The following is a 20,190-nucleotide window of genomic DNA, read 5'->3' as shown; positions in this document are numbered from 1 at the left end:
GTGTGAGCGGCGGGTTCGTCCCGCCGTTTGCGCAACCGTTGACCCCAGAAGGATTCAATATGAGCTGGCTCGATAAGCTGCTGCCGCCAAAAATCAAACAAACCGACCCGAAGAGCCGCAAGGGGATTCCGGAAGGCCTGTGGATCAAGTGCCCGTCGTGCGAAGCCGTGCTGTATCGCAACGACGTCGAGGCGAATCTGCATGTTTGCCCGAAGTGCGACCACCACATGCGCATTGGCGCGCGCGAGCGGCTCGACGGCCTGCTGGACCCGGAAGGACGCTATGAAATCGGCCAGGAGATCGTTCCGGTCGACGCGCTCAAGTTCAAGGACAGCCGCAAGTACCCGGACCGCCTGAAAGAGGCGATGGACGACACCGACGAAACCGACGCGATGGTTGTCATGGGCGGCGCGATTCACACATTGCCGGTCGTCGTGGCCTGCTTCGAGTTCTCGTTCATGGGCGGCTCGATGGGCTCGGTGGTTGGCGAGCGCTTTGCGCGCGGCGCGCAGAACGCGCTCGAGCAAAAGGTGCCGTTTATCTGCTTCACCGCATCGGGCGGCGCGCGGATGCAGGAAAGCCTGCTCTCGCTGATGCAAATGGCCAAGACCACGGCGATGTTGACGAAGCTGGCCGAGGCCAAGCTGCCGTTCATCTCGGTGCTGACCGATCCGACCATGGGCGGCGTGTCCGCGAGTTTCGCGTTTCTCGGCGACGTCGTGATCGCCGAACCCAAGGCGCTGATCGGCTTCGCCGGCCCGCGCGTGATCGAACAGACCGTGCGCGAAAAGCTGCCTGAAGGCTTCCAGCGCGCGGAGTTTCTGCTGACGAAGGGTGCGATCGACATGATCGTGGACCGCCGCAAGCTGCGCGAGGAACTCGCTCAATTGATGGCGCTGTTGAGCCATCAACCGGCGGACGCCGTCGCGTAAGCTACGAAGGCCAACGACAAACGTCTTCGTCGTCGGGGAAAACGCAAAAAAACAGCGCGCCGCTTGAGCAATCAAGCGGCGCGCTGTCATTTCCGGGATAATCACGGTCTCACATACTGCGCGAGGCGCTGCGCCGCGCATGTTTGCCACACCGCTCAATGATTTTCTCGCGATTCACCCGATGACCACATTCCCCACCCTCGACGCGTGGCTCACGCATCTCGAATCCGCGCATCCGGTCGGCATCGACATGGGTCTCGCGCGGATCAGCCAGGTTCGCGACGCGATGCAGTTCTCGTTTGCGTGCCCGGTCATCACGGTTGGCGGGACGAACGGCAAGGGCTCGACCTGCGCGATTCTTGAATCGATCCTGCTGCGCGCCGGTTTCACGGTGGGCTGTCACACGTCGCCGCATTTGCTGTCGTTCAACGAGCGCGCGCGGATCAACGGCCAGATGGCGAGCGACGCCGATCTGCTCGAGCACTTCGAGAAGGTCGAGGCCGCGCGTTCAAGCCTCGCCCAACCGGTGTCGCTAACGTATTTCGAATTCACGACGCTCGCGATCATGAGCCTGTTCGCGTCGCGCGGACTGGACGCGGTGATCTTCGAAGTGGGCCTCGGCGGGCGCCTTGACGCCGTCAATATTCTCGACACCGACTGCGCGATCATCACCAGTATCGACATCGATCACACCGAATATCTCGGCGACACGCGCGAGAAGATTGCGCTCGAAAAGGCGGGCATTTTCCGCCCCGGCAAGCCGGCGATCTGCGCGGACCCGGTGCCGCCGCAAACGCTGATCGACCACGCGGAGCAGATCGGCGCTGAACTGTGGCTATTTGGCCGCGATTTCCGCTACGAAGGCCAGGCCGGCAGCGAGCGTCAGCAATGGAATTACGTCGGCCCGACGCTGCGGCGCTCGGCGCTTGCCTATCCGGCGTTGCGCGGCGCGAATCAATTGATCAACACGTCCGCTGCATTGGCCGGACTCGAGGCGCTGCGTGATCGCCTGCCGGTTTCGGCCCAGGATATCCGGCTTGGGCTCGCGAACGTCGAGTTGCCTGGCCGTTTCCAGGTCCTGCCGGGCAAGCCGGCGGTCGTGCTGGACGTCGGCCACAATCCGCACGCGGCCGCGGTGCTGGGCCAGAATCTCGGCAATATGGGCTTTTTTCCGTACACCTACGGCGTGTTCGGCATGATGGGCGATAAAGACATCGCCGGCGTGCTCGCGCATCTGAAGGGCGAAATCGATCACTGGTGCGTGACCGATCTGCCCACGCCGCGAGCGGCCTCGGCCGGGCAACTGGAAGCCGCGTTGCGCGAGCAGGGCGTGGAAGACAGCGCCGACAGCAGCGTCACGCGTTACGCCAACCCCGCCGACGCGTACCAAGATGCGCTAAAGCGGGCGTCAGAGAATGATAGAATCGTGGTTTTCGGCAGTTTCTATACGGTAGCAGGCGTGATGGCCTACCGTAAATCGCAGCAACACTGAACGGGCGCCACGCTCGAACCAAGCGATTCATGGGAATTTTCTCGTTCGGCAAGAAAGACGACGCGCCAAGCCGGCGCGGCGCAAACACCAGTTCCACCCGGGCCGCCCGTAGCGAGCGCGTGGAGCGGCGGACCCGCCGCACCGAGCGCACCGTCGATGCCGATGCGATGCTGCTCGACCCCACGTTGCCGGAAAAGCAGCGCGCGCGGCGGCGGCTTGTCGGCGCCATCGCGATGGTCGTCGCGGCAGTGGTCGTCCTGCCGATGGTGCTCGACTCGCATCCGAAGCCCGTTACCGACGACATCTCCATCGACATTCCCAGTCGTCCCGCACCGAAACTCGCAAAGCACGAAATCGACACGCAGGCTGGCGTCGCGCCGGACAATCCGACGCCGGACGCGGCACTCGCCGCTTCGAGCCTCGCGCCGGCCACGCAAGCGCCGTCGAAGGACACCAGGCGGGCCGACGCGAACGCAGCTTCGGCGTCCGCCGCGAAACCTGCTACGAAGCCTCAGGCGCCCGCCGTCGCAGCGAACACCGCGCCGGCACCGGCGCCCGCCACATCGACAGCGCCTGCCGTGACGGCCAAGCCGACCAGCAAGCCGGCAACCCGCAGCAATGCCACGGCCGCCGCGCCATCCGCGGATGAAAGCAACGTCGCCGCGAGTGCAGACGCGAATTCGGGCACGCCAGCCTCGCCGCCAGGCAACCGTTTCGCCGTCCAGCTCGGCGCTTTTGCAAACGAAGCCAATGCGCGCAACTGGGCAAGCAAGTTGAAAGCGGCGGGAGTGCCCGCATATACCGAACATCGGAAGCAGGCTGACGGCTCGACGCTCACGCTGTTGCGCGCCGGACCATTCGCGGATCGCGCGGCGGCAGGCGCCGCCATCGCGAAGGTTCGCGAGGCAGGTCTGGGTTCGGGCACGAACAACGGCGCTAGCCAGTAAAGCGAGCGATGTTCACTGCCTTCGACTACGCTGTAATGGCGGTGATCGGTTTGTCGGCCTTGCGCGGCACATGGCGCGGGTTTTTGTCCGAGGTGTTCGGGCTGATCGGCTGGATCGCGGCGTTTTTCATTGCCTGCCGCTTCGTCGGTTATGTCGTGCCGTATATCCCGTCCACGTGGCCGGGCGGCGCGCTGACCCAGTGGCTGTTGGCCTTCGCGCTGGTGGCGATCGGCGTGGTGCTGGTGGCGAGCGTGCTGAATGCGCTCCTGAGCCGCATCGTGCAGGCTTCCGGCTTGAGCGGCGTGGACCGCTCGCTCGGTTTGATGTTCGGCCTCGTACGAGGGGTCGTTCTGGTGCTGATTCTGGTCGCCCTCGCAGGCCTGACCGAACTGCCCCAACAGGAATTCTGGCGCAACGCCTTGCTGCGGCCATATGCGGTAGAGGGCGTGCACGTAATGAAACCGCTGCTTCCGGAAACGCTCGCTGCGTACGTCCGCGTGTGACGATCAGTTAAGCGAAAAGGGAACGCGGCAGGACTCCGGCTCAAACCGGTTGCCTTGTCATCATGTCGCGAACCGTCGCGGCATATCGCGCGCGCTTCGCGAGGCACCGGCCGCTCTGACGAATTTCGTACCTTTGAAGGACATGCCATGTGCGGCATCGTAGGCGTAGTTTCCCATTCTCCGGTCAACCAGCTGATCTATGACAGCCTGCTGCTTTTGCAGCACCGCGGTCAGGACGCCGCCGGCATCGCGACAGCGAACGGCAGCAATTTCCACATGCACAAGGCCAACGGCATGGTCCGCGACGTGTTCCGCACGCGCAACATGCGCAGCCTGCCGGGCAATACCGGCATCGGCCAGGTGCGTTACCCGACGGCCGGCTCGGCGTCGAGCGAAGAAGAAGCGCAGCCGTTCTACGTGAACGCGCCGTTCGGCATCATCCTCGCGCACAACGGCAATCTGACCAACTGGCAGCAGTTGAAAGATGAGATGTTCCGCATCGACCGCCGCCACATCAACACCAATTCCGACACGGAAGTCATGCTCAACGTGCTCGCGCACGAATTGCAGCTTTCGAGCTCGGGCCTGCAGCTCGATCCGGCGGCGCTCTTCAAGGCGGTGTCGGGCGTGCATCGGCGGGTGCGCGGTTCGTATGCGATTGTTTCGCTGATCGCCGGTTACGGCCTGCTCGCTTTCCGCGACCCGTTCGGCATTCGCCCGCTGTGTCTCGGCAAGCAGGAGACGGCGGAAGGCGTCGAATGGATTCTGGCGTCGGAGTCGGTGGCGATCGAAGGTATCGGCTTCGAATTCGTACGCGACGTGGCGCCGGGCGAAGCGGTGTTTATCGACCTCGACGGCAACCTGCATTCGCAGCAATGCGCGACGAGCCCGAGCCTGAACCCGTGCATTTTCGAACTCGTGTATCTCGCGCGTCCGGACTCGGTGCTCGACGGCGTGCCGGTTTATAACGTGCGTCTGCGCATGGGCGATTACCTCGCCGAGAAAATCAGGCGCGAACTGCCCGATGTCGCGATCGACGTCGTCATGCCGATTCCCGATTCGTCCCGTCCGGCCGCGATGCAGGTCGCGAAGAAGCTGGGCGTCGAGTATCGCGAAGGCTTCTTCAAGAACCGTTACGTGGGCCGCACCTTCATCATGCCGGGCCAGGCGGTGCGCAAGAAGTCGGTGCGCCAGAAGCTCAACGCAATGGGCATCGAGTTCAAGGGCAAGAACGTGCTGATCGTCGACGACTCGATCGTGCGCGGTACCACCTCGCATGAAATCGTGCAGATGGCGCGCGATGCCGGCGCGAACAAGGTGATCTTCGCTTCGGCGGCGCCGCCGGTGAAGTTCCCGAACGTCTACGGTATCGACATGCCGACGCGCGGCGAACTGGTCGCGCATGGCCGCTCGGACGAAGAAGTCGCGCGCATGATCGGCGCGGATCATCTCGTGTATCAGGACGTCGACGCCCTCAAGCAGGCCGTGCGCGACATCAATCCGGCGCTGAAGGAGTTCGAGGCTTCATGCTTCGACGGCAACTACGTGACCGGCGACGTGACGACCGAGTATCTCGACCGCATCGAAACCGCGCGCCTTGCGCCGTCGTCGCAATCGGATCGCGACGCCGCGAGCGAAGCCATCGACGGCGGCGGTCCCGCTCGCTCGCAGTTGCACTTGCAGTTGTCGGTAGGTTAAATGCCGACCGCGCGTTCGCGGCATCGCGTGCGTCGCTGCACGCCGCGCCGCGAGCGTGTTAGCATGATGGCTTGCGTCGATTTGATCTCAGCTTGCGGACGCGGGGCAACCCGAAACAGCTAAAGCGAATGGTGGAAAAGCCGCACTTGTCCGCCTCCGCTCCAGCTTTCCCCGCACATGAAGCCCGTTTGTACCGACGCAAAAAGCGCCGGCGCAAAGCGGGCTTTTTTGTTACTGCCGTTCGACCACGCGGTCTGGTTGCATGACGCAAACCGCGCGCCGAATGCAGTCATGGAACTTTGGAAACCACAACGACTATGGACGACTCCCTGAACTTCGATACGCTGGCAGTCCGCTCCGGCACGGTGCGCAGCGACTTCAACGAGCATTCCGAAGCGATCTTCCTCACTTCGAGCTTCGTCTTCGCGAGTGCCGCGGACGCGGCCGAGCGCTTCAAGAAGTCCGAGGACTATTACACGTACTCGCGTTTCACGAACCCGACCGTCTCGATGTTCCAGGACCGTCTGGCCGCGCTCGAAGGCGGCGAAGCCTGCATGGCGACGGCTTCGGGAATGGCCGCGATCATGTCGGTGGTGATGTCCACGCTGCAGGCCGGCGACCATCTGGTCAGCTCGCAGGCGCTGTTCGGCTCGACGCTCGGCATGTTCTCGCAAATCTTCAGCAAGTTCGGCATCACGACCACGTTTGTCGATCCGACCGATCTGGATGCGTGGAAAAACGCGGTGCGTCCCGAGACGAAGATGTTCTTCCTCGAAACGCCGTCGAATCCGCTGACCGAGATTGCCGACATCGAGGCGATCAGCAAGATCGCGAAGGCGGCGAATGCGCTCTTCGTCGTGGATAACTGTTTTTGCAGCCCGGCGTTGCAGCAGCCGCTGAAGCTCGGCGCGGACGTGGTCATGCATTCGGCCACCAAGTTCCTCGACGGCCAGGGGCGCGTGCTCGGCGGCGCGCTGGTCGGCTCGAAGAAGTTCATCATGGAAAAGGTCTTTCCGTTCGTGCGCAGCGCCGGGCCGACGCTGTCCGCGTTCAACGCGTGGGTGCTGCTCAAGGGCCTGGAAACGTTGTCGCTGCGCGTCGAAAAGCAGTCGGCGAATGCGCTTGAACTCGCGCGCTGGCTCGACTCGCATCCTGCCGTGAAGCGCGTGTTCTATCCCGGTCTCGAATCGCATCCGCAACACGCGCTCGCGATGCGTCAGCAGAAGGCGGGCGGCGCGATCGTTTCGTTCGAGTTGAAGGGCGACACGCCCGAGCAGATGCGCGCGAACGCGTGGCGCGTGATCGACAGCACGAAGATTTGCTCGATCACGGGCAACCTCGGCGACACGCGCACGACCATCACGCATCCGGCGACGACAACGCATGGCCGCGTGACGCCCGAAGCACGAGAAGCGGCCGGCATCACCGAGGGTCTGATTCGTCTCGCGGTGGGATTGGAGAATCCGGCGGATATTCGCGCCGATCTGGAGCGCGGCCTCGCAGGCTGAGTGCTGAGTTATCGCAAAGAGTAGGTACATAGCGCGCTGAGCTTATTGGCCAGCGCGCTTTTTTATGCGGCAAGGTTTGATGCGTCGATGCGGCAGCGCCTGAAGCGTCTGAAGCTCAACGCCCTCGACCCAAAATCGTCAATGCCGCAACGCCCGCCATTGCCCAGGCGCTAACCCGAACCGTCGCGTGAATGCGTGCGTATAAGCGCTCTGATCGCCGAAACCGATGTCGAGCGCGATGTCCGCCAGCGAAAGCCGCGGATCGGCGAGCAGCGTGAGCGACGTATCGAGCCGCAGCCGCTGCAAATAGCGATGCGGCGTTTCGCCGAACGCGTCGATAAAAAGTTGATGGAAGCGCCGCATGCCGAAGCCGCAATGCGCGGCAAGGTCGGCAATACGCAGCGGTTCGGACAGATGCGCGCGCAACCAGCGGTCGATCCGCGCGAAGTCGAGCCCGGCCGCGGGCGCTTCCGCGCCTTGGATGCCGGCGCCGGCAATCAACGCTGCGCCGAGGCGCGCAGCCGCGTCCCAATGAAAACGCCGCACATCGAGATCGTCCGCCGGCGCGTCGTGCGTGTCGTCCACGCCCTGCGCCGCGTGTGACGCAATGCGCTGCACGAGTTCGGTAAACGGTGCATCGACGATAACAGCCCGTGCCCGGTCGAACAATCGCTCGGGCACGGCGAGCGTCGCGGCCGGCAAGTCCAGCACCAACTGCCGGTTTTCGCCGAGCCCCGCGTAATCGTGCCGCGCGCCTGCTGGAATCAGCCACGCGCAGCGCGCGTCGATTCGTTGCGCGACGCCGTCCACCGCCATCACCATCGCGCCGTCGAGTCCGAGCACGACCTGGTGGAAGTCGTGCACGTCCGACGCCTGCGACGCGCCGAAGCGGCGCAGCGAAACGCTAGGTGCGGTAACGGCGGCGTGCGTCATCGAAAATCAGGCAACAGACCAGCGGCGAAACGGATGGCCGAAGCCTCAAACGTCGAGCAGTTCGACTTCGAACACGAGCGTCGCATTCGGCGGAATCACGCCGCCCGCGCCGCGCACGCCGTAGCCGAGTTGCGGCGGAATGGTCAGCTTGCGCGTGCCGCCGACCTTCATGCCTTGCACGCCTTCGTCCCAGCCCTTGATGACCATGCCGCCGCCGAGCACGAACGCGAACGGATCGTTGCGATCCTTGCTCGAGTCGAACTTCTGGCCGTCGGTCAGCCAGCCGGTGTAATGCACGCTGACGGTCTTGCCAGCAACCGCTTCCGCGCCCGTTCCTTCAACGATGTCTTCATACTTCAAGCCGGATTCGGTAGTCACAGTCGACATATGTCGCTCCTTGGTTCACAAACGTAAAACCGACATTGTAGGCGCGTTGACGCAGGCCAGTCGAACAGCGCGGCGTGGCACGCGGATTGCGGCCAGCAATAGCCATCCGGCCAGGCTGGTGGCGTCCGGTGGCATGCCTATAATGGGACTTTCCCAATCATGATGCATTGCCTGAGAGGTCGATCGTGACAACGTCTACAACGGGAACGGCCGGGGCAACCGGGACCCAGCCGGCGGCTTCCACGTTCGCCGTATCCGAACGCACCGCGCATCTGCGCGCCGAAGCCGCGCTTTTCATGCGCGACCATGTGTTGTCCCTGGTGTCGCACGACTTGCGCGGTCCGTTGAACGCTATTCATAGCTGGGCTTATGTGCTGGAACGCAAGCTCGACCCCAACGATCCGAATTCGCAGCGTGCCGTTACCGGCATTCGCAACGGTGTCGATCAACAGGTGAAGTTGCTCGAAACGGTCGTCGACGCCACGCGCGCCGAAACGAAATCGCTCGCGCTCGCGTATGCACCGTTTCCGCTGCATCCGCTGCTGGACGAAACCGCGGAAGAAGTGCGCTCGGGCCTCGCGCGCACGCGCGGCGTCGAAGTCGTCGTCAATTCTCAACTCGGCACCGAGCAACTGAATGGCGACCGCGAGCGCCTCGCCGCCGCGTTATGGATGATGCTCACCTTTGCGGTCGAATCGAGCGCGCAAGACTCGGCTGTCACGCTTGAAGCGCGTGCGGATGCAACGGCCTGGCATGCCGCGGTCACGTACGAGGCGAGCGCCGCGCTGGTCGATGCGTCGCTGCCTCATCTGCTCGAAGCGTTTGCGCGGAAGCAGGCTCGCGAGTCGCGCGAAGCCAATCGCATCGCGTGGGTGCTCGCGCTGTGCAAGCGCGTCGCGGAAGCGCATGGCGGCGGCTTCGAGCAACAGGACGCCACCGACGCCGCTCCCGCCACCCTGTCGTTGCGCGTTCCGTTGAGCGCCCCGGCAGCGCGATGAACGCTTGCAGCGCTTACGGCGCTTACGGCACTTACTCATGGCACGCGTCATCGGCGATTAACTTTTCGACGAGCTTTCACCCTCTATACTGACAACTTTTGTTGCCGGAGCCCGCCGCTTTGATCCAGGTTGTCGCCCTTCTCGGGGCATTGCTTCTCGTCGCCCTCAACGGTTTCTTCGTTGCCGCCGAATTCGGCCTGGTCAAGTTACGGCAGACGCGCGTGCGCAGTCTCGCCGAACACCACGGCATGCGCGGGCGCCTGCTCGCCAAGGTGCATGGCCGCCTCGACGCGTATCTGTCCGCGTGTCAGTTGGGCATTACGCTCGCCTCGCTCGGGCTTGGCTGGATCGGCGAGCCCGCGTTTGCCGAACTGCTGACGCCGCTCTTCAGCATCGCCGGTGTGCAGTCCGAGCAGTTGATTCACGGCATTTCGCTGTTCTTCGCGTTTTCGTGCATTTCGTTTCTGCATATCGTGGTCGGCGAACTCGCGCCGAAGTCGCTCGCAATTCGCGAAGCGGAAAAGGTCTCGCTATGGGCCGCCACGCCGCTCTATGGTTTTTATTGGGCGATGTATCCGGCGATCTGGCTGCTCAACACGAGCGCGAACGCGGTCCTCAAACTCGCCGGCCTGCACGCGGAGCATGCGCACGACTCGCATTATTCGACCGACGAACTGAAGCTCATCCTGCGCAGCCGCCGCAATGTCGCGTCGGAGCGCGGCGCGCCGGAAGACGCGTACAGTCAGGACGAGTGGAACACCATCGCGCATTCGCTGGATTTTTCGCGCATGACGGTGTCGGACCTGATGCGTCCGGCCTACGAAATGATCGGCCTGCGTGTCGATCTGCCATTGCGCGAAAACATGCAGGTGGTCGCGCGGCATCGCTTCAGCCGCTACCCGCTTTTCGAGGATGCGTCCGGCGAACGCGTGGCCGGCATGATCCACCTGAAGGACTTGCTGCTCGCGCGCCATGCCGGCAGTACGCTCGACGATCTGTCGCACTACGCGCGGCCCGTTCAATACGTGAAGCCCGATATGCCGGCACTCGAACTGTTTCGCCGATTCCGCAAGGGCGCGCCGCATTTCGCGCTGGTGGGCCACAAGAATTCGAAGCCCATTGGTTTTCTCACGCTCGACAATCTGCTCGGCGCGCTAGTCGGCCAGATTCACGACGAATTCCGCCAGGGCGACGCCGACTGGTCGCGCATGGACGACGGCACGTTGATGGGCAAGGGCAGCTTGCCGGTCGTGTCGCTCGAACGCGCACTGGGTATCGACATCGACGAAGGCAAGGCCGAATCCGTTGGCGGCCTCGTGATTCAGGCGCTCAACGATTTGCCGACCGAAGGGCAGCGCGTCGAATTCGACCGCTTCGACGTGGTCGTGAAAAAGATGAAGGGACCGCGCATCGTGCTCGTGCGCGTGTACCCCAAGGTGTTCGACGACGAAGGCGGTTAGCGAAAGCGCTAAACCCGCCATCAACTCCGCGGCACGCCGTCCTCAACCAGCACCGCAATCGGCATCGCCGCGAGCGCATCGCGTAGACACAACCAGCCGTTCTCATCGACCTTCGGCGCGGCCGGGCTCAGCCAGTCGAAGAGCGCTCGCGCGGACAGATCGGCGGGCATCTCGACGGCGGTGTCCTGCCACTTGTCAGGCTCCACCATCGGCAGATCGCCTTCGCCGCCGAGCAGCCCGGCCGCAAGCCGGCTCGCGACGACAACCGCCCACGCATTGCCATGCCGCCGCGCAAACGCGATCACATTCGACGCATGCGCGCCGCGCACCGTCAGCGGCAGATAAGTGCCCTGGCTCAGCAACTCCGGCAAATGCGCGCGCAGCGCGAGCACGCGCTGCACGACCGCGAGCTTCACGCGTCCGTTGCGCCACGTCGACAGAAATTCGGACGGCGGCGTTTGCGCGAGCAATGCGGCGCGCGCGTCGAAATCGACGGGCCTGCGATTGTCCGGATCGACGAGGCTGAAGTCCCACAACTCGGTGCCTTGATAAAGATCGGGAATCCCAGGCGATGCAAGCCGCAAGACGGTCTGCTGCAGACTGTTGAGCGCGCCGGCGCGCGAGATGCGTGCGACAAACGCGGCCAGTTCCTGGAGGAACCCGTCGCGCCGCTGCGGCGCGAGAATGTCGAACAGGAAGTCGCGGCAACCGGCTTCGTAGGCTTCGTCGGGCGTGAACCAGTTGGTTTGCAGCTTCGCCTCGCGCAGCGCCTTCAACTGCCATTGCGCGACGCGCTCGGCCAATGCCTTGACGCCCGCCTGGTCGTCGGGCTGCAGGTCGGGCGGCCAGCAACCGACCAGCGTCTGATACAGCATCGCCTCGGCGGCGGGACCGGGCGCCCAGTCGTAGCTCGTGTCCTGCCCGACGCTGCTGACCGGCTTGCCGTCGAGCGAGCGGCGCTGCGGCGCGTTCAATGTCGACCATGCGCGCAACGTCGCGGTCCACTCGTCCGGAATTTCGCTCAGCACCGCGAGCCGCGCGCGCACGTCTTCACCGCGCTTGTGATCGTGCGTGGCGGTGGTCAGCATTGCGTGAGGCAATCGCTGCGAGCGCTCGACGTTGCCCGCGTGAAACTGCTCAACCGACAACGCAAACTCGCCCGGATCGGCGCCAACTTCACACCGCGACAACAGCCGTCCATAGCGATAGCAGGCGGTGTCCTCGACGGCCTTCGCGGCAACCGGCGCGGTCAACTGCGAGAACAGCGTTTGCGCGGTGCGCCGCGCGGAGCCGGCGTGATTGGGCGGCGCGCCGTTCTGGCCTTGCTGCGGCTGACTGTGGCGCGCGCTCTGCGTGTCGTCGACGCCGCCGCCGAGCCACGCATCGACACGTTCGAGCACGCCATGATCGGCGCGCGAAAGCGTCGCGCGCGCGCCCGCCAGCGCCTGTTCGAAGAACACGTTGTCGGCGGCGCTGCGCAAGCCGCTTTGCGGATAGATGCGGTACACGGGAAAATGCACGACCAGTTCGGTCAACACGCGGCGCAGGCTGGTGAACGTGTAATCGCGCGTGGCCAACGAATCGCGCGCAATGCGATGCAGCGCGCGCGCGGCGCGGTCCAGTTCCGCCGACAGGTTCTCCGCGACGATCTTGCGCCGCGCGGCCAATGCTTCATCCGCGAAATTCGGGCTGCGGCCCGTGAGTTCGGCCCAGGCATCGGCAAGCGGCTCTGCACCTGCCGGGTCGTGCAGAAGCGCGCCCACGTCGTTCATGAAGTCATAGCCGGTCGTGCCGTCCACCGGCCAGTCGTCGCGCAGCGGTTCGCCGCGCGCCAGAATCTTTTCGACGACCACATACGGCGTCGTATCGCGCAATTCCGTCAGACGTTGCCGCAGCCGCTGACAGTACTCGCGCGGCTCGGCGAGGCCGTCGACGTGATCGATCCGCAGACCGTCGATCACGCCTTCCTGATACAGACGAAAAACCAGCGCATGCGTTGCCTCGAAGACCTCGGGCCGTTCGGCGCGCACGGCGGCGAGCGTCGAGATGTCGAAGAAGCGCCGCCAGTTGACTTCGTCGGCGGCGGTGCGCCACCACGCGAGGCGGAAATGCTGGCGTTCGAGCAGCCGATGCAGGCGGTCGCGCGTCAGCGGATCTTCGGGCGAATAGGTTTGCAGCGCGAACTGAATCGCCGACTCGCCGTTTAGCGCAACGAACTCGCGCAGCATCTCGCGGCCTTCGGCGGCGCGCGGCTGATCGGTGGGCTGCGTCGTCAGTCCCTGGAAGCGCTCAGCAAGCGCGCTGAGATCGGCGCGATCGGCGCTTTGCAGGATCGACGGGTAATCGACCGGACACACCGGAAACACGTGCGGTCCGTAGCCGACATAAAAGCGCCCGCTGTCCGCGGCGAAATGCAGCGCGATGCGGCCCGACGCCAGTTCGTCGCCATACGGCGCGCCGAGCGTCGGCAGCAGCACCTTGCCGCGCAACGCCGGATCGGGCGAATGCCAGTCCACATCGAAGTGACGTGCGTACGTGCTGTGACGGCCCCATTCGAGAATATCGAGCCACCACACATTGCTCGAGCCGCCGACGCCCATATGGTTCGGCACCATGTCGACGATCAGCCCCATGCCGTGCGCGTGCAATTTTTCGACGAGGCGCTTCAGGCCCGCCTCGCCGCCGCATTCGGCGCTCACATGCGTGTAATCGACGGTGTCGTAGCCGTGCATCGAACCGGGCTCGGCCGTGGTGATCGGCGACGCGTACACATGGCTGATGCCGAGCGCGGCGAAATACTCGACGTGCTTCGCGGCATCGTCGAAAGTGAAGCCCCGATGAAACTGGAGGCGAACAGTGGAGCGTGGGACGGTCATGGCGTATCAGGCTCCGAAGCGGTATTGGCTGAAGGAGTGGAAACGGTTGCGGCGCTGCGCGCCCGGTCGACTGCGAGCAGCCGGTCGCAGAAGGCGTCGTCGAGAAACATTTCGTCGATGGGCAGATTCATGCGGCGGCGCCAGTTCGGATGCTCGTCGATCGAACCGGGCAAGTTCGGCTGTTCGCTCTGCGCGAGCAGGTCTTCGAGCGGAAACGTGACGAGCGGGCCGGGCGTTGCCGCGACAAAGGCGAGGGCTTCGTCGACGGGCGGGCTCTCGAGCGGCGGCGCGTCGACATCCGGCGCGGCCACGCCGGCTTCCTGGAACGCGCGCCACAGGTCGGCGCGGTCGCTCGCGCGCTCTTCCTGCGCGGCTTCTTCGGGATCGCGGCCATCGGGGCGCGCCATCGTCTGGCCGATCTTGTTGCGCCAGCTAATGTCGCTGCCGGCCCACCAGCCGGCGACGGTCGGCAGATCGTGCGTGGTCGTCGTGCCGACCGCATTGCGGTCCCACGCCTGCGGCGGCTTGAAGCCTGTGCCGTCTTCGCCGCGTTCGAACCACAGCACACGGATGCCGGCAATGCCATGCTCGTTGAGCCGCTCGCGAAAGCCGGGCGGCACGGTGCCGAGATCTTCGCCGATCACAATCGCGCGATGCCGCCACGATTCGAGCGCGATCAGACGCAACTGGTCTTCGAGCGGATAGCGCAGATACGCGCCGTTGCGCGCGCTCTCGCCTTCCGGCACGAGCCATAGACGCCGCAAGCCGAGAATATGATCGATGCGAATTCCGCCCGCATGCGCGAACGCGGCGCGCAGCATGTCGATGAACGCGGAGAAGCCTTGCGTGCGCATCGCACGCGGCGAGAACGTGGTGAGGCCCCAGCTTTGTCCCGCCTGATTGAAGAGGTCGGGCGGCGCGCCGACGGACACGCCTTGCAGCATGTCGTCGCGGTAGGACCATGCATGGCTGCCCGCGCTGTCGCATCCCACGGCGAGATCGGCGATCACACCGACGGCCATGCCCGCTTCACGCGCCGCGTGTTGCGCGTGCGACAGACCTTTCGCGGCAAGCCATTGCAGAAAGAGATGAAAGTCGACTTCATGGCGATGCGCTTGCGCGAACGCATCCACTTCCGGGCTGCGCGGATCGCGCAATGCTTCCGGCCAGTCGCGCCAATGACCGTTGCCGCCTTGCGCGAGTTGCGCGGCCTGCAGTGCTTCGAAGCGCGCATGATCTTCGAGCGCTCGTCCCGCGCGTTCGCAAAAGCCGTGAAATTCGAGCGCGCGCGGCGTATCGGGCGTGCCGTCGTGGGCCCGCTCATGCGCGCAGAAATTCTCGAACAACGCGCGCAACACCTTCAGCTTCAGCACGACCGCCTTCGGCCAGTCGATCAGCGGCAAGCCTTCGAGTCCGGTCCACGCATCCGCGGCTTGTGCGGATTCCATCGCGGCGCGCGCAGCATCCGCGCCGAACACCGCTGCCGGATCGATATGCGTGACGTTCAACCACAAACGCGACGACGGCGAATACGGACTGAAGCGGTTCGGCTCCGCGCTGAACATCGCGTGCGTCGGGCTCACGGCGAGCGCATGCGCGCCGCGTTTTGCGCTCTCCGTCGCAATGCGGGCGAGCGCCGAATAATCGCCGATGCCGCCGTCGCCCACGCGGCGCAAGCCATACAACTGGGCGGCCACGCCCCATAGCGGCGGCGCCTCGGCGCGCTCGTCGTCACGCAACGTGCGCCATGCGTCGGCGACGGTATAGCAGCGCGACGGCGCGATCGCGAGCGTCACGCGCTGTTCGTGAATGACGAGCGTGTGATAGCCGGGTTCGTCGATGGGCGCGAGCAACGCCTCTTCGCCTTTGGGCGCGGTAAAGCGTCCGTCGATGATGGAGCCGCTTTCCAGTTCGATGCGGTAATGGCTGCCCGACTTGAGCGCGGTCGCGGGCAACGCAATGCCGCGCCCGACTTCGGCGGTCATCAGCGGCGGCAGTTTGCGGCCCGACAATTCGGCGTCGAGCGCGGCCGCGCTTTGGCGGATTTGCGTCGCGTTGCCGCACGGCAAGCCCATGCGTTCGAGCAGAACCGCGAGCGTCTTCTCGGGCACGCGATGCACCTTGTGATGCGCGTCTTCCCACTCCACCTCGAAGCCGGCGCGCGCCGCGAGCGTGTCGATCGTATCGCCAGAGCGTCGGGTACTCACGAGCGGCGCTCCTCTTTGCCGACGATGCGCGCATCATGACCGATCGCATAGTCGTTGATGTCGCCGGTCAGCCACGCGACGAACGCGTTGGCCGGCAGCACCTTCGCGTCGATCTGCTCGCGCACGCGCGGCGGCGTTTCGAAAATGACCTTGCCGGCAGGCACATCGTTAAACGGCACGCTCTGCTTCGACAGATTGAGCGCGAGCGACAGCGTCTCGCCATCGCCGAGTTTCCAGCGTGCTATTAGCGCATTCGCGTCCGTGCCGTTTTCATCCACAAGCACCGTTGCGTTGAGCGCCTTGCCGTGCTTCAGACGCGGCGTGATCAGTTTTGCGCGTACCGTCAGCGCGGATTTGTAGAAGTGCATCCAGTCGAGGCGGTCTTTTGCTTCGTCATCCTGCGCAGTAGAAGACGAGGCGGTCACGGGCTCGGGCGGCGACGATGCGGCAAACGTCTTCACGTCGTTCGGATCGGGAATCTGCGCGCGACGCTTTTCGTCGCTGAACGACGAGAAACGCGCGAACTCGCGGCGACGTCCTTCGCGCACGGCGTCGGCGAGATCGCCGGTGTAATCGGTGAAGAACAGAAACGGCTGCGTCGAGCCGTATTCCTCGTCCATGAAGAGCAGCGGAATTTGCGGCGACAGCAGCAGCAAGCCGGTGGCCGCGCGCAAGGCGTCATCCGACGTGAGCTTGCGCAGACGCTCGCCGAATGCGCGATTGCCGATCTGATCGTGATTCTGCAAAAACATCACGAACGACGTAGGCGGCAAATGCCCGCTCGATTCGCCGCGCGGCGCGCCGTCGTGCAGCGGCGACGGATCGCCCTGATACGCGAAGCCCTCGGAGAGCACGCGAGCAAGACGGCGGATCGGCTGATCCTCGTACGCGTGGTAATAGCCTTCGGTCTCACCGGTCAGCAGCACATGCAGCGTGTTGTGCGCGTCGTCGTTCCATTGCGCGTTGAAGTGGTTCTCCAGCAGGCTTGCACTGTTGTGCTCGTTTTCCAGCACCAGATGCACATGGCGGCCATGCTGCACATGGGCGCGAATATGATCGGACAGCTCGCGCAGCCAGCGGTGATTGTCGATCGCGTGAACCGCGTCGAAACGCAGGCCGTCTATCCGGTATTCGTTGATCCAGTAGACGGCGTTGTCCATGAAAAAGTCGCTGACTTCACTGCGCTCGAAGTCGATGGCCGGGCCCCACGGCGTATGCGTGCCTTCGCGGAAAAACGAGCGCGCGTATTCGTGCAGATAGTTGCCGTCAGGGCCGAAATGGTTGTAGACCACGTCGAGAAACACCATCAGGCCGAGACCGTGCGCGGCGTCGATCAGCGCCTTCAGTTCCTCGGGGCGGCCGTATGCGGAATCGGGCGCGTAGGGCAGCACGCCGTCATAGCCCCAATTGTGCTTGCCCGGAAAGTCGTTCAAGGGCATCAGTTCGATCGCCGTCACGCCGAGCGCCGCGAGCGCCGGCAAGCGTTTTTGCACGCCCTCATAGCCGCCCATCGCACCGACGTGCAGTTCGTACAACACGGTTTCTTCCCACGGCCTGCCATGCCAGTCGCAATGTTCCCAGCGATAGGCGCGCGGGTCGATGACTTCGCTCGGACCATGCACGTCTTGCGGCTGAAAGCGCGACGCCGGATCGGGCACCGCATTGCCGTCGTCGAGACGAAAGCGGTACAGCGTGCCCGCGCCGCTCTCGACGCTCGCCTCGAACCAGCCGTTGCCGGCCGGCGTCATTTCATGCGCGCCTTGCGCGGCGCCGTTCTCGATTTCGACCTGCACGCTTTTGCACGAAGGCGCCCAGAAACGAAAACGCGTGCGCGGATTCGCGCCCTTGGGCCCGAGCAATTGCGCGCCGAACGGCAGGCAATGCGCGTAATGATGCGCGTGAGGATCGATTGGATGTTCGGACATGACTCTTCACCATTCGGTTTTGCTGTCGGATTGCTCACGCATCGTTCGCAAACGGATGCTCGCCCGGACGCGGCGGCAACGCCGTCAATAGCCGCTGCCCGTGCTGCGCGCCGGCTTTCCAGCCCGCTTGCCAGTCGGCTTCGCCGACCGGGTGCGCGGCGAGTATCACGAGCCCGCGAGCGGCCACTTCCAGATCCATTGCGGCGAGCCGGTGCGGGGCGCCTTGCGTATCCGCAGTGTCTAACAGCACGTGCCATTCCAGGTGCGGCGGAGGCGGTGTAAAACGCAGAGTTTCCGCGCTCGCGTTGAGCATCATCAACAATACTTCGGTTTCGCCGTTCAGACCTGGGCCCGCGCGCCGCAAGGTGAACGCGCGGCCTTCCGGGTCTTCCCATGCTTCGATCGTCAGCGGCTCGCCGTTTTCGTCGAACCAGCCGATGTCGAAAAGACCCGGCAGCACTTCGCGGTCGCCGAACAGAAAACGCGTTTCGCGCAACAGCGGATGCTGCTTGCGCAGCGCCACCACGCGCGCGACGAAATCGGTCATCTGGCGTCCGTCCGGCGAATCGGCGCGTTCCCAGTCGATCCACGATATTTCGTTATCCTGGCAGTACGCATTGTTATTGCCGTTCTGCGTGCGCAACGATTCGTCGCCGGCAAGCATCATCGGCGTGCCGAGCGCGACGAACAGCGTCGCCATCATCGAGCGCGCCACGCGTTTGCGTGTTTCGAGAATCGCGGGGTCGTCGGTCGGTCCTTCGACGCCCCAGTTGCTGCTGCAGTTTTCGTTATGGCCGTCGCGGTTGTCTTCGCGATTCGCCTCGTTATGTTTGTCCTCGTACGCGGTCATGTCGGCGAGCGTAAAGCCGTCATGCGACGCGACGAAATTGATCGACGCCCACGGCTTGCGAAAGCGGCGGTTGAAGAGATCGGCGGAACCCGTCAGGCGCGCGGCCAGGTCCTGGCGCAGGCCCGCGTCGCCGCGCCAGAAGCGGCGCACCGTATCGCGGAAACGGTCGTTCCATTCGCCGAAACCCGGCGGATGGTTGCCGAGTTGATAACCGCCTGGACCGATGTCCCACGGTTCGGAAATCAGCTTGCGTTGCGAGAGGACCGGGTCCTGGCGCAACGCGTCGAAGAAACCGGAGCCTGGATCGAAACCGTGCGGCTCGCGCCCGAGCGTCACGCCGAGATCGAAACGGAAGCCGTCGATGTTGAACGCGGTCGACCAGTAACGCAGCGAATCCATCACCATCTGCAACACGCGCGGATGCAGCAGATTGACCGTGTTGCCGCAGCCCGTGTCGTTGATGTGATGCCGCTCGTCGCCGGGAATCAGGCGGTAGTAGCTCGCGTTGTCGAGACCGCGCCACGAAACGGTCGGGCCCATTTCGTTGCCTTCGCACGTGTGGTTGTAGACCACGTCGAGAAACACTTCGATGCCGGCCGCGTGCAACTGGCGCACGGCAATGCGCATTTCGTCCAGCCGGTGCGTGCTCAGATACGACGGCTCGGGCGCAAAAAACGCCGCCGTGTTGTAGCCCCAGTAGTTGCGCAGGCCGCGCTCGACGAGAAAGCGGTCGTTCAGAAACGCATGAACGGGCAGCAGTTCGACGGCAGTCACGCCGAGTTTCAGCAGATGCTCGATAAATTCCGGCGACGACAGCGCGGCAAACGTACCGCGCTCATGCTGACGCAGATCGGCGCGCAGCATCGACGCGCCGCGCACATGCGTTTCATAGATGACGGTTTCGCCCCAGGGCACATTCGGGCGCTTGTCGTGCGACCAGTCGAACGCTTCGTCGATCACCACGCATTTCGGCATGGCAGGCGCGGAGTCGCGCCGGTCGATGGAAAGATCCGCGCGATTCGAATGCACGCGATAGCCGAACAGCGCGTCCGACCAGCGGAACTGTCCGACCAGTTTGCGCGCGTACGGATCGAGCAGCAGCTTGTGCGGATTGAAGCGATGCCCGTGCTGAGGCTGATACGGCCCATGCGCGCGAAAGCCGTAAGCGGTGCCCGGATGCGCGTTCGGCAGATAGCCGTGCCAGACCTCATCGGTGCATTCGGGCATCGGGTAGCGTCGGATTTCCTTGCGGCCCGTGGGATCGAACAGACACAGTTCGATTTTCTGCGCGTTCGCCGAGAACACCGCGAAGTTGACACCTAGACCGTCCCAACTCGCGCCGAGCGGATACGGCGAGCCGGGCAGAAGCCGGTCGGGCATTGCATGCGACATGGTTCCCCTTCCTTGTTCTGATTCGATGGAGCGCGAGCGCGGTGCTTCATGCGACGAGCGCGCGGCCTGTCATCGCACAGGC

At 64.3% G+C, this 20,190-nt stretch carries 14 protein-coding genes; 8 read left to right on the top strand and 6 right to left on the bottom strand.

Annotated elements, in window-relative coordinates:
• The first annotated feature begins 59 nt into the window (after positions 1 to 59).
• The 6 genes from accD to C8K18_RS27010 all read left to right on the top strand — a co-directional run bounded on the left by accD (position 60) and on the right by C8K18_RS27010 (position 7,080).
• Positions 60 to 932, top strand: a complete 873-nt coding sequence (accD, locus tag C8K18_RS27035) for an acetyl-CoA carboxylase, carboxyltransferase subunit beta (protein WP_006047605.1) — start codon at positions 60 to 62, stop codon at positions 930 to 932.
• A 181-nt stretch (positions 933 to 1,113) separates the two neighbouring features.
• Positions 1,114 to 2,424, top strand: coding sequence for a bifunctional tetrahydrofolate synthase/dihydrofolate synthase (gene folC, locus C8K18_RS27030; RefSeq protein WP_029971420.1), 1,311 nt, complete (start codon positions 1,114 to 1,116; stop codon positions 2,422 to 2,424).
• Between the two features lie 29 nt (positions 2,425 to 2,453).
• Entirely contained in the window at positions 2,454 to 3,371 is a 918-nt protein-coding gene (locus tag C8K18_RS27025; RefSeq protein ID WP_107710455.1) for an SPOR domain-containing protein, read from the top strand.
• Positions 3,372 to 3,379: 8 nt separating this feature from the next.
• Positions 3,380 to 3,874, top strand: coding sequence for a CvpA family protein (locus C8K18_RS27020; protein WP_053859689.1), 495 nt, complete (start codon positions 3,380 to 3,382; stop codon positions 3,872 to 3,874).
• A 147-nt stretch (positions 3,875 to 4,021) separates the two neighbouring features.
• On the top strand, positions 4,022 to 5,572 hold the full coding sequence (gene purF / locus C8K18_RS27015; RefSeq protein WP_006047609.1) for an amidophosphoribosyltransferase: 1,551 nt from the start codon (positions 4,022 to 4,024) through the stop codon (positions 5,570 to 5,572).
• A gap of 317 nt (positions 5,573 to 5,889) precedes the next feature.
• The gene (locus tag C8K18_RS27010; RefSeq protein ID WP_053859688.1) at positions 5,890 to 7,080 is read left to right on the top strand and encodes an O-succinylhomoserine sulfhydrylase; all 1,191 of its coding nucleotides are present in this window, start codon (positions 5,890 to 5,892) and stop codon (positions 7,078 to 7,080) included.
• Positions 7,081 to 7,218: 138 nt separating this feature from the next.
• On the opposite strand, the gene C8K18_RS27005 is transcribed toward C8K18_RS27010, so the two are convergent.
• Positions 7,219 to 8,013, bottom strand: a complete 795-nt coding sequence (locus C8K18_RS27005; protein WP_107710456.1) for an AraC family transcriptional regulator — start codon at positions 8,011 to 8,013, stop codon at positions 7,219 to 7,221.
• Between the two features lie 45 nt (positions 8,014 to 8,058).
• A complete protein-coding gene (locus tag C8K18_RS27000) occupies positions 8,059 to 8,400 on the bottom strand; it encodes an FKBP-type peptidyl-prolyl cis-trans isomerase (protein ID WP_006047612.1) in 342 nt (113 codons plus the stop codon).
• A gap of 185 nt (positions 8,401 to 8,585) precedes the next feature.
• Between C8K18_RS27000 and C8K18_RS26995 the strand changes: the two genes are divergently transcribed.
• Entirely contained in the window at positions 8,586 to 9,398 is an 813-nt protein-coding gene (locus tag C8K18_RS26995) for a sensor histidine kinase KdpD (protein ID WP_107710457.1), read from the top strand.
• 119 nt (positions 9,399 to 9,517) lie between these two features.
• Positions 9,518 to 10,858, top strand: a complete 1,341-nt coding sequence (locus C8K18_RS26990) for a hemolysin family protein (protein WP_006047614.1) — start codon at positions 9,518 to 9,520, stop codon at positions 10,856 to 10,858.
• 20 nt (positions 10,859 to 10,878) lie between these two features.
• Here C8K18_RS26990 and treY read toward each other — a convergent pair whose 3' ends face one another.
• Genes treY through glgX form a run of 4 tightly spaced genes read right to left on the bottom strand, consistent with a single transcriptional unit; the run spans position 10,879 to position 20,108 of the window.
• Positions 10,879 to 13,734: a malto-oligosyltrehalose synthase gene (treY, locus tag C8K18_RS26985; RefSeq protein ID WP_107710458.1), complete on the bottom strand. Its 2,856-nt coding sequence runs from the start codon at positions 13,732 to 13,734 to the stop codon at positions 10,879 to 10,881.
• Positions 13,731 to 15,941, bottom strand: a complete 2,211-nt coding sequence (gene malQ / locus C8K18_RS26980) for a 4-alpha-glucanotransferase (RefSeq protein ID WP_006047616.1) — start codon at positions 15,939 to 15,941, stop codon at positions 13,731 to 13,733. The genes treY and malQ overlap by 4 nt, the downstream gene beginning before the upstream one ends.
• Positions 15,938 to 17,866, bottom strand: a complete 1,929-nt coding sequence (gene treZ / locus C8K18_RS26975; RefSeq protein WP_107710459.1) for a malto-oligosyltrehalose trehalohydrolase — start codon at positions 17,864 to 17,866, stop codon at positions 15,938 to 15,940. The genes malQ and treZ overlap by 4 nt, the downstream gene beginning before the upstream one ends.
• A 34-nt stretch (positions 17,867 to 17,900) precedes the next feature.
• Positions 17,901 to 20,108: a glycogen debranching protein GlgX gene (gene glgX / locus C8K18_RS26970; protein WP_006047618.1), complete on the bottom strand. Its 2,208-nt coding sequence runs from the start codon at positions 20,106 to 20,108 to the stop codon at positions 17,901 to 17,903.
• Between the last annotated feature and the right edge of the window lie 82 nt (positions 20,109 to 20,190).

Origin of the sequence: Paraburkholderia sp. GV068 (genome assembly GCF_003058125.1) — a bacterium.
GTDB lineage: Bacteria > Pseudomonadota > Gammaproteobacteria > Burkholderiales > Burkholderiaceae > Paraburkholderia > Paraburkholderia graminis.
This window is presented reverse-complemented; position numbering and strand designations above follow the sequence as displayed.

Bases quoted from the DNA above. Each gene is read 5' to 3' on its own strand.
- C8K18_RS27010 (WP_053859688.1), top strand. From the start codon at position 5,890: ATGGACGACTCCCTGAACTTCGATACGCTGGCAGTCCGCTCCGGCACG.
- purF (WP_006047609.1), top strand. From the start codon at position 4,022: ATGTGCGGCATCGTAGGCGTAGTTTCCCATTCTCCGGTCAACCAGCTG.
- C8K18_RS27025 (WP_107710455.1), top strand. From the start codon at position 2,454: ATGGGAATTTTCTCGTTCGGCAAGAAAGACGACGCGCCAAGCCGGCGC.
- C8K18_RS27005 (WP_107710456.1), bottom strand. From the start codon at position 8,013: ATGACGCACGCCGCCGTTACCGCACCTAGCGTTTCGCTGCGCCGCTTC.
- treZ (WP_107710459.1), bottom strand. From the start codon at position 17,866: ATGTCCGAACATCCAATCGATCCTCACGCGCATCATTACGCGCATTGC.
- C8K18_RS27020 (WP_053859689.1), top strand. From the start codon at position 3,380: ATGTTCACTGCCTTCGACTACGCTGTAATGGCGGTGATCGGTTTGTCG.
- C8K18_RS27000 (WP_006047612.1), bottom strand. From the start codon at position 8,400: ATGTCGACTGTGACTACCGAATCCGGCTTGAAGTATGAAGACATCGTT.
- treY (WP_107710458.1), bottom strand. From the start codon at position 13,734: ATGACCGTCCCACGCTCCACTGTTCGCCTCCAGTTTCATCGGGGCTTC.
- accD (WP_006047605.1), top strand. From the start codon at position 60: ATGAGCTGGCTCGATAAGCTGCTGCCGCCAAAAATCAAACAAACCGAC.
- folC (WP_029971420.1), top strand. From the start codon at position 1,114: ATGACCACATTCCCCACCCTCGACGCGTGGCTCACGCATCTCGAATCC.
- glgX (WP_006047618.1), bottom strand. From the start codon at position 20,108: ATGTCGCATGCAATGCCCGACCGGCTTCTGCCCGGCTCGCCGTATCCG.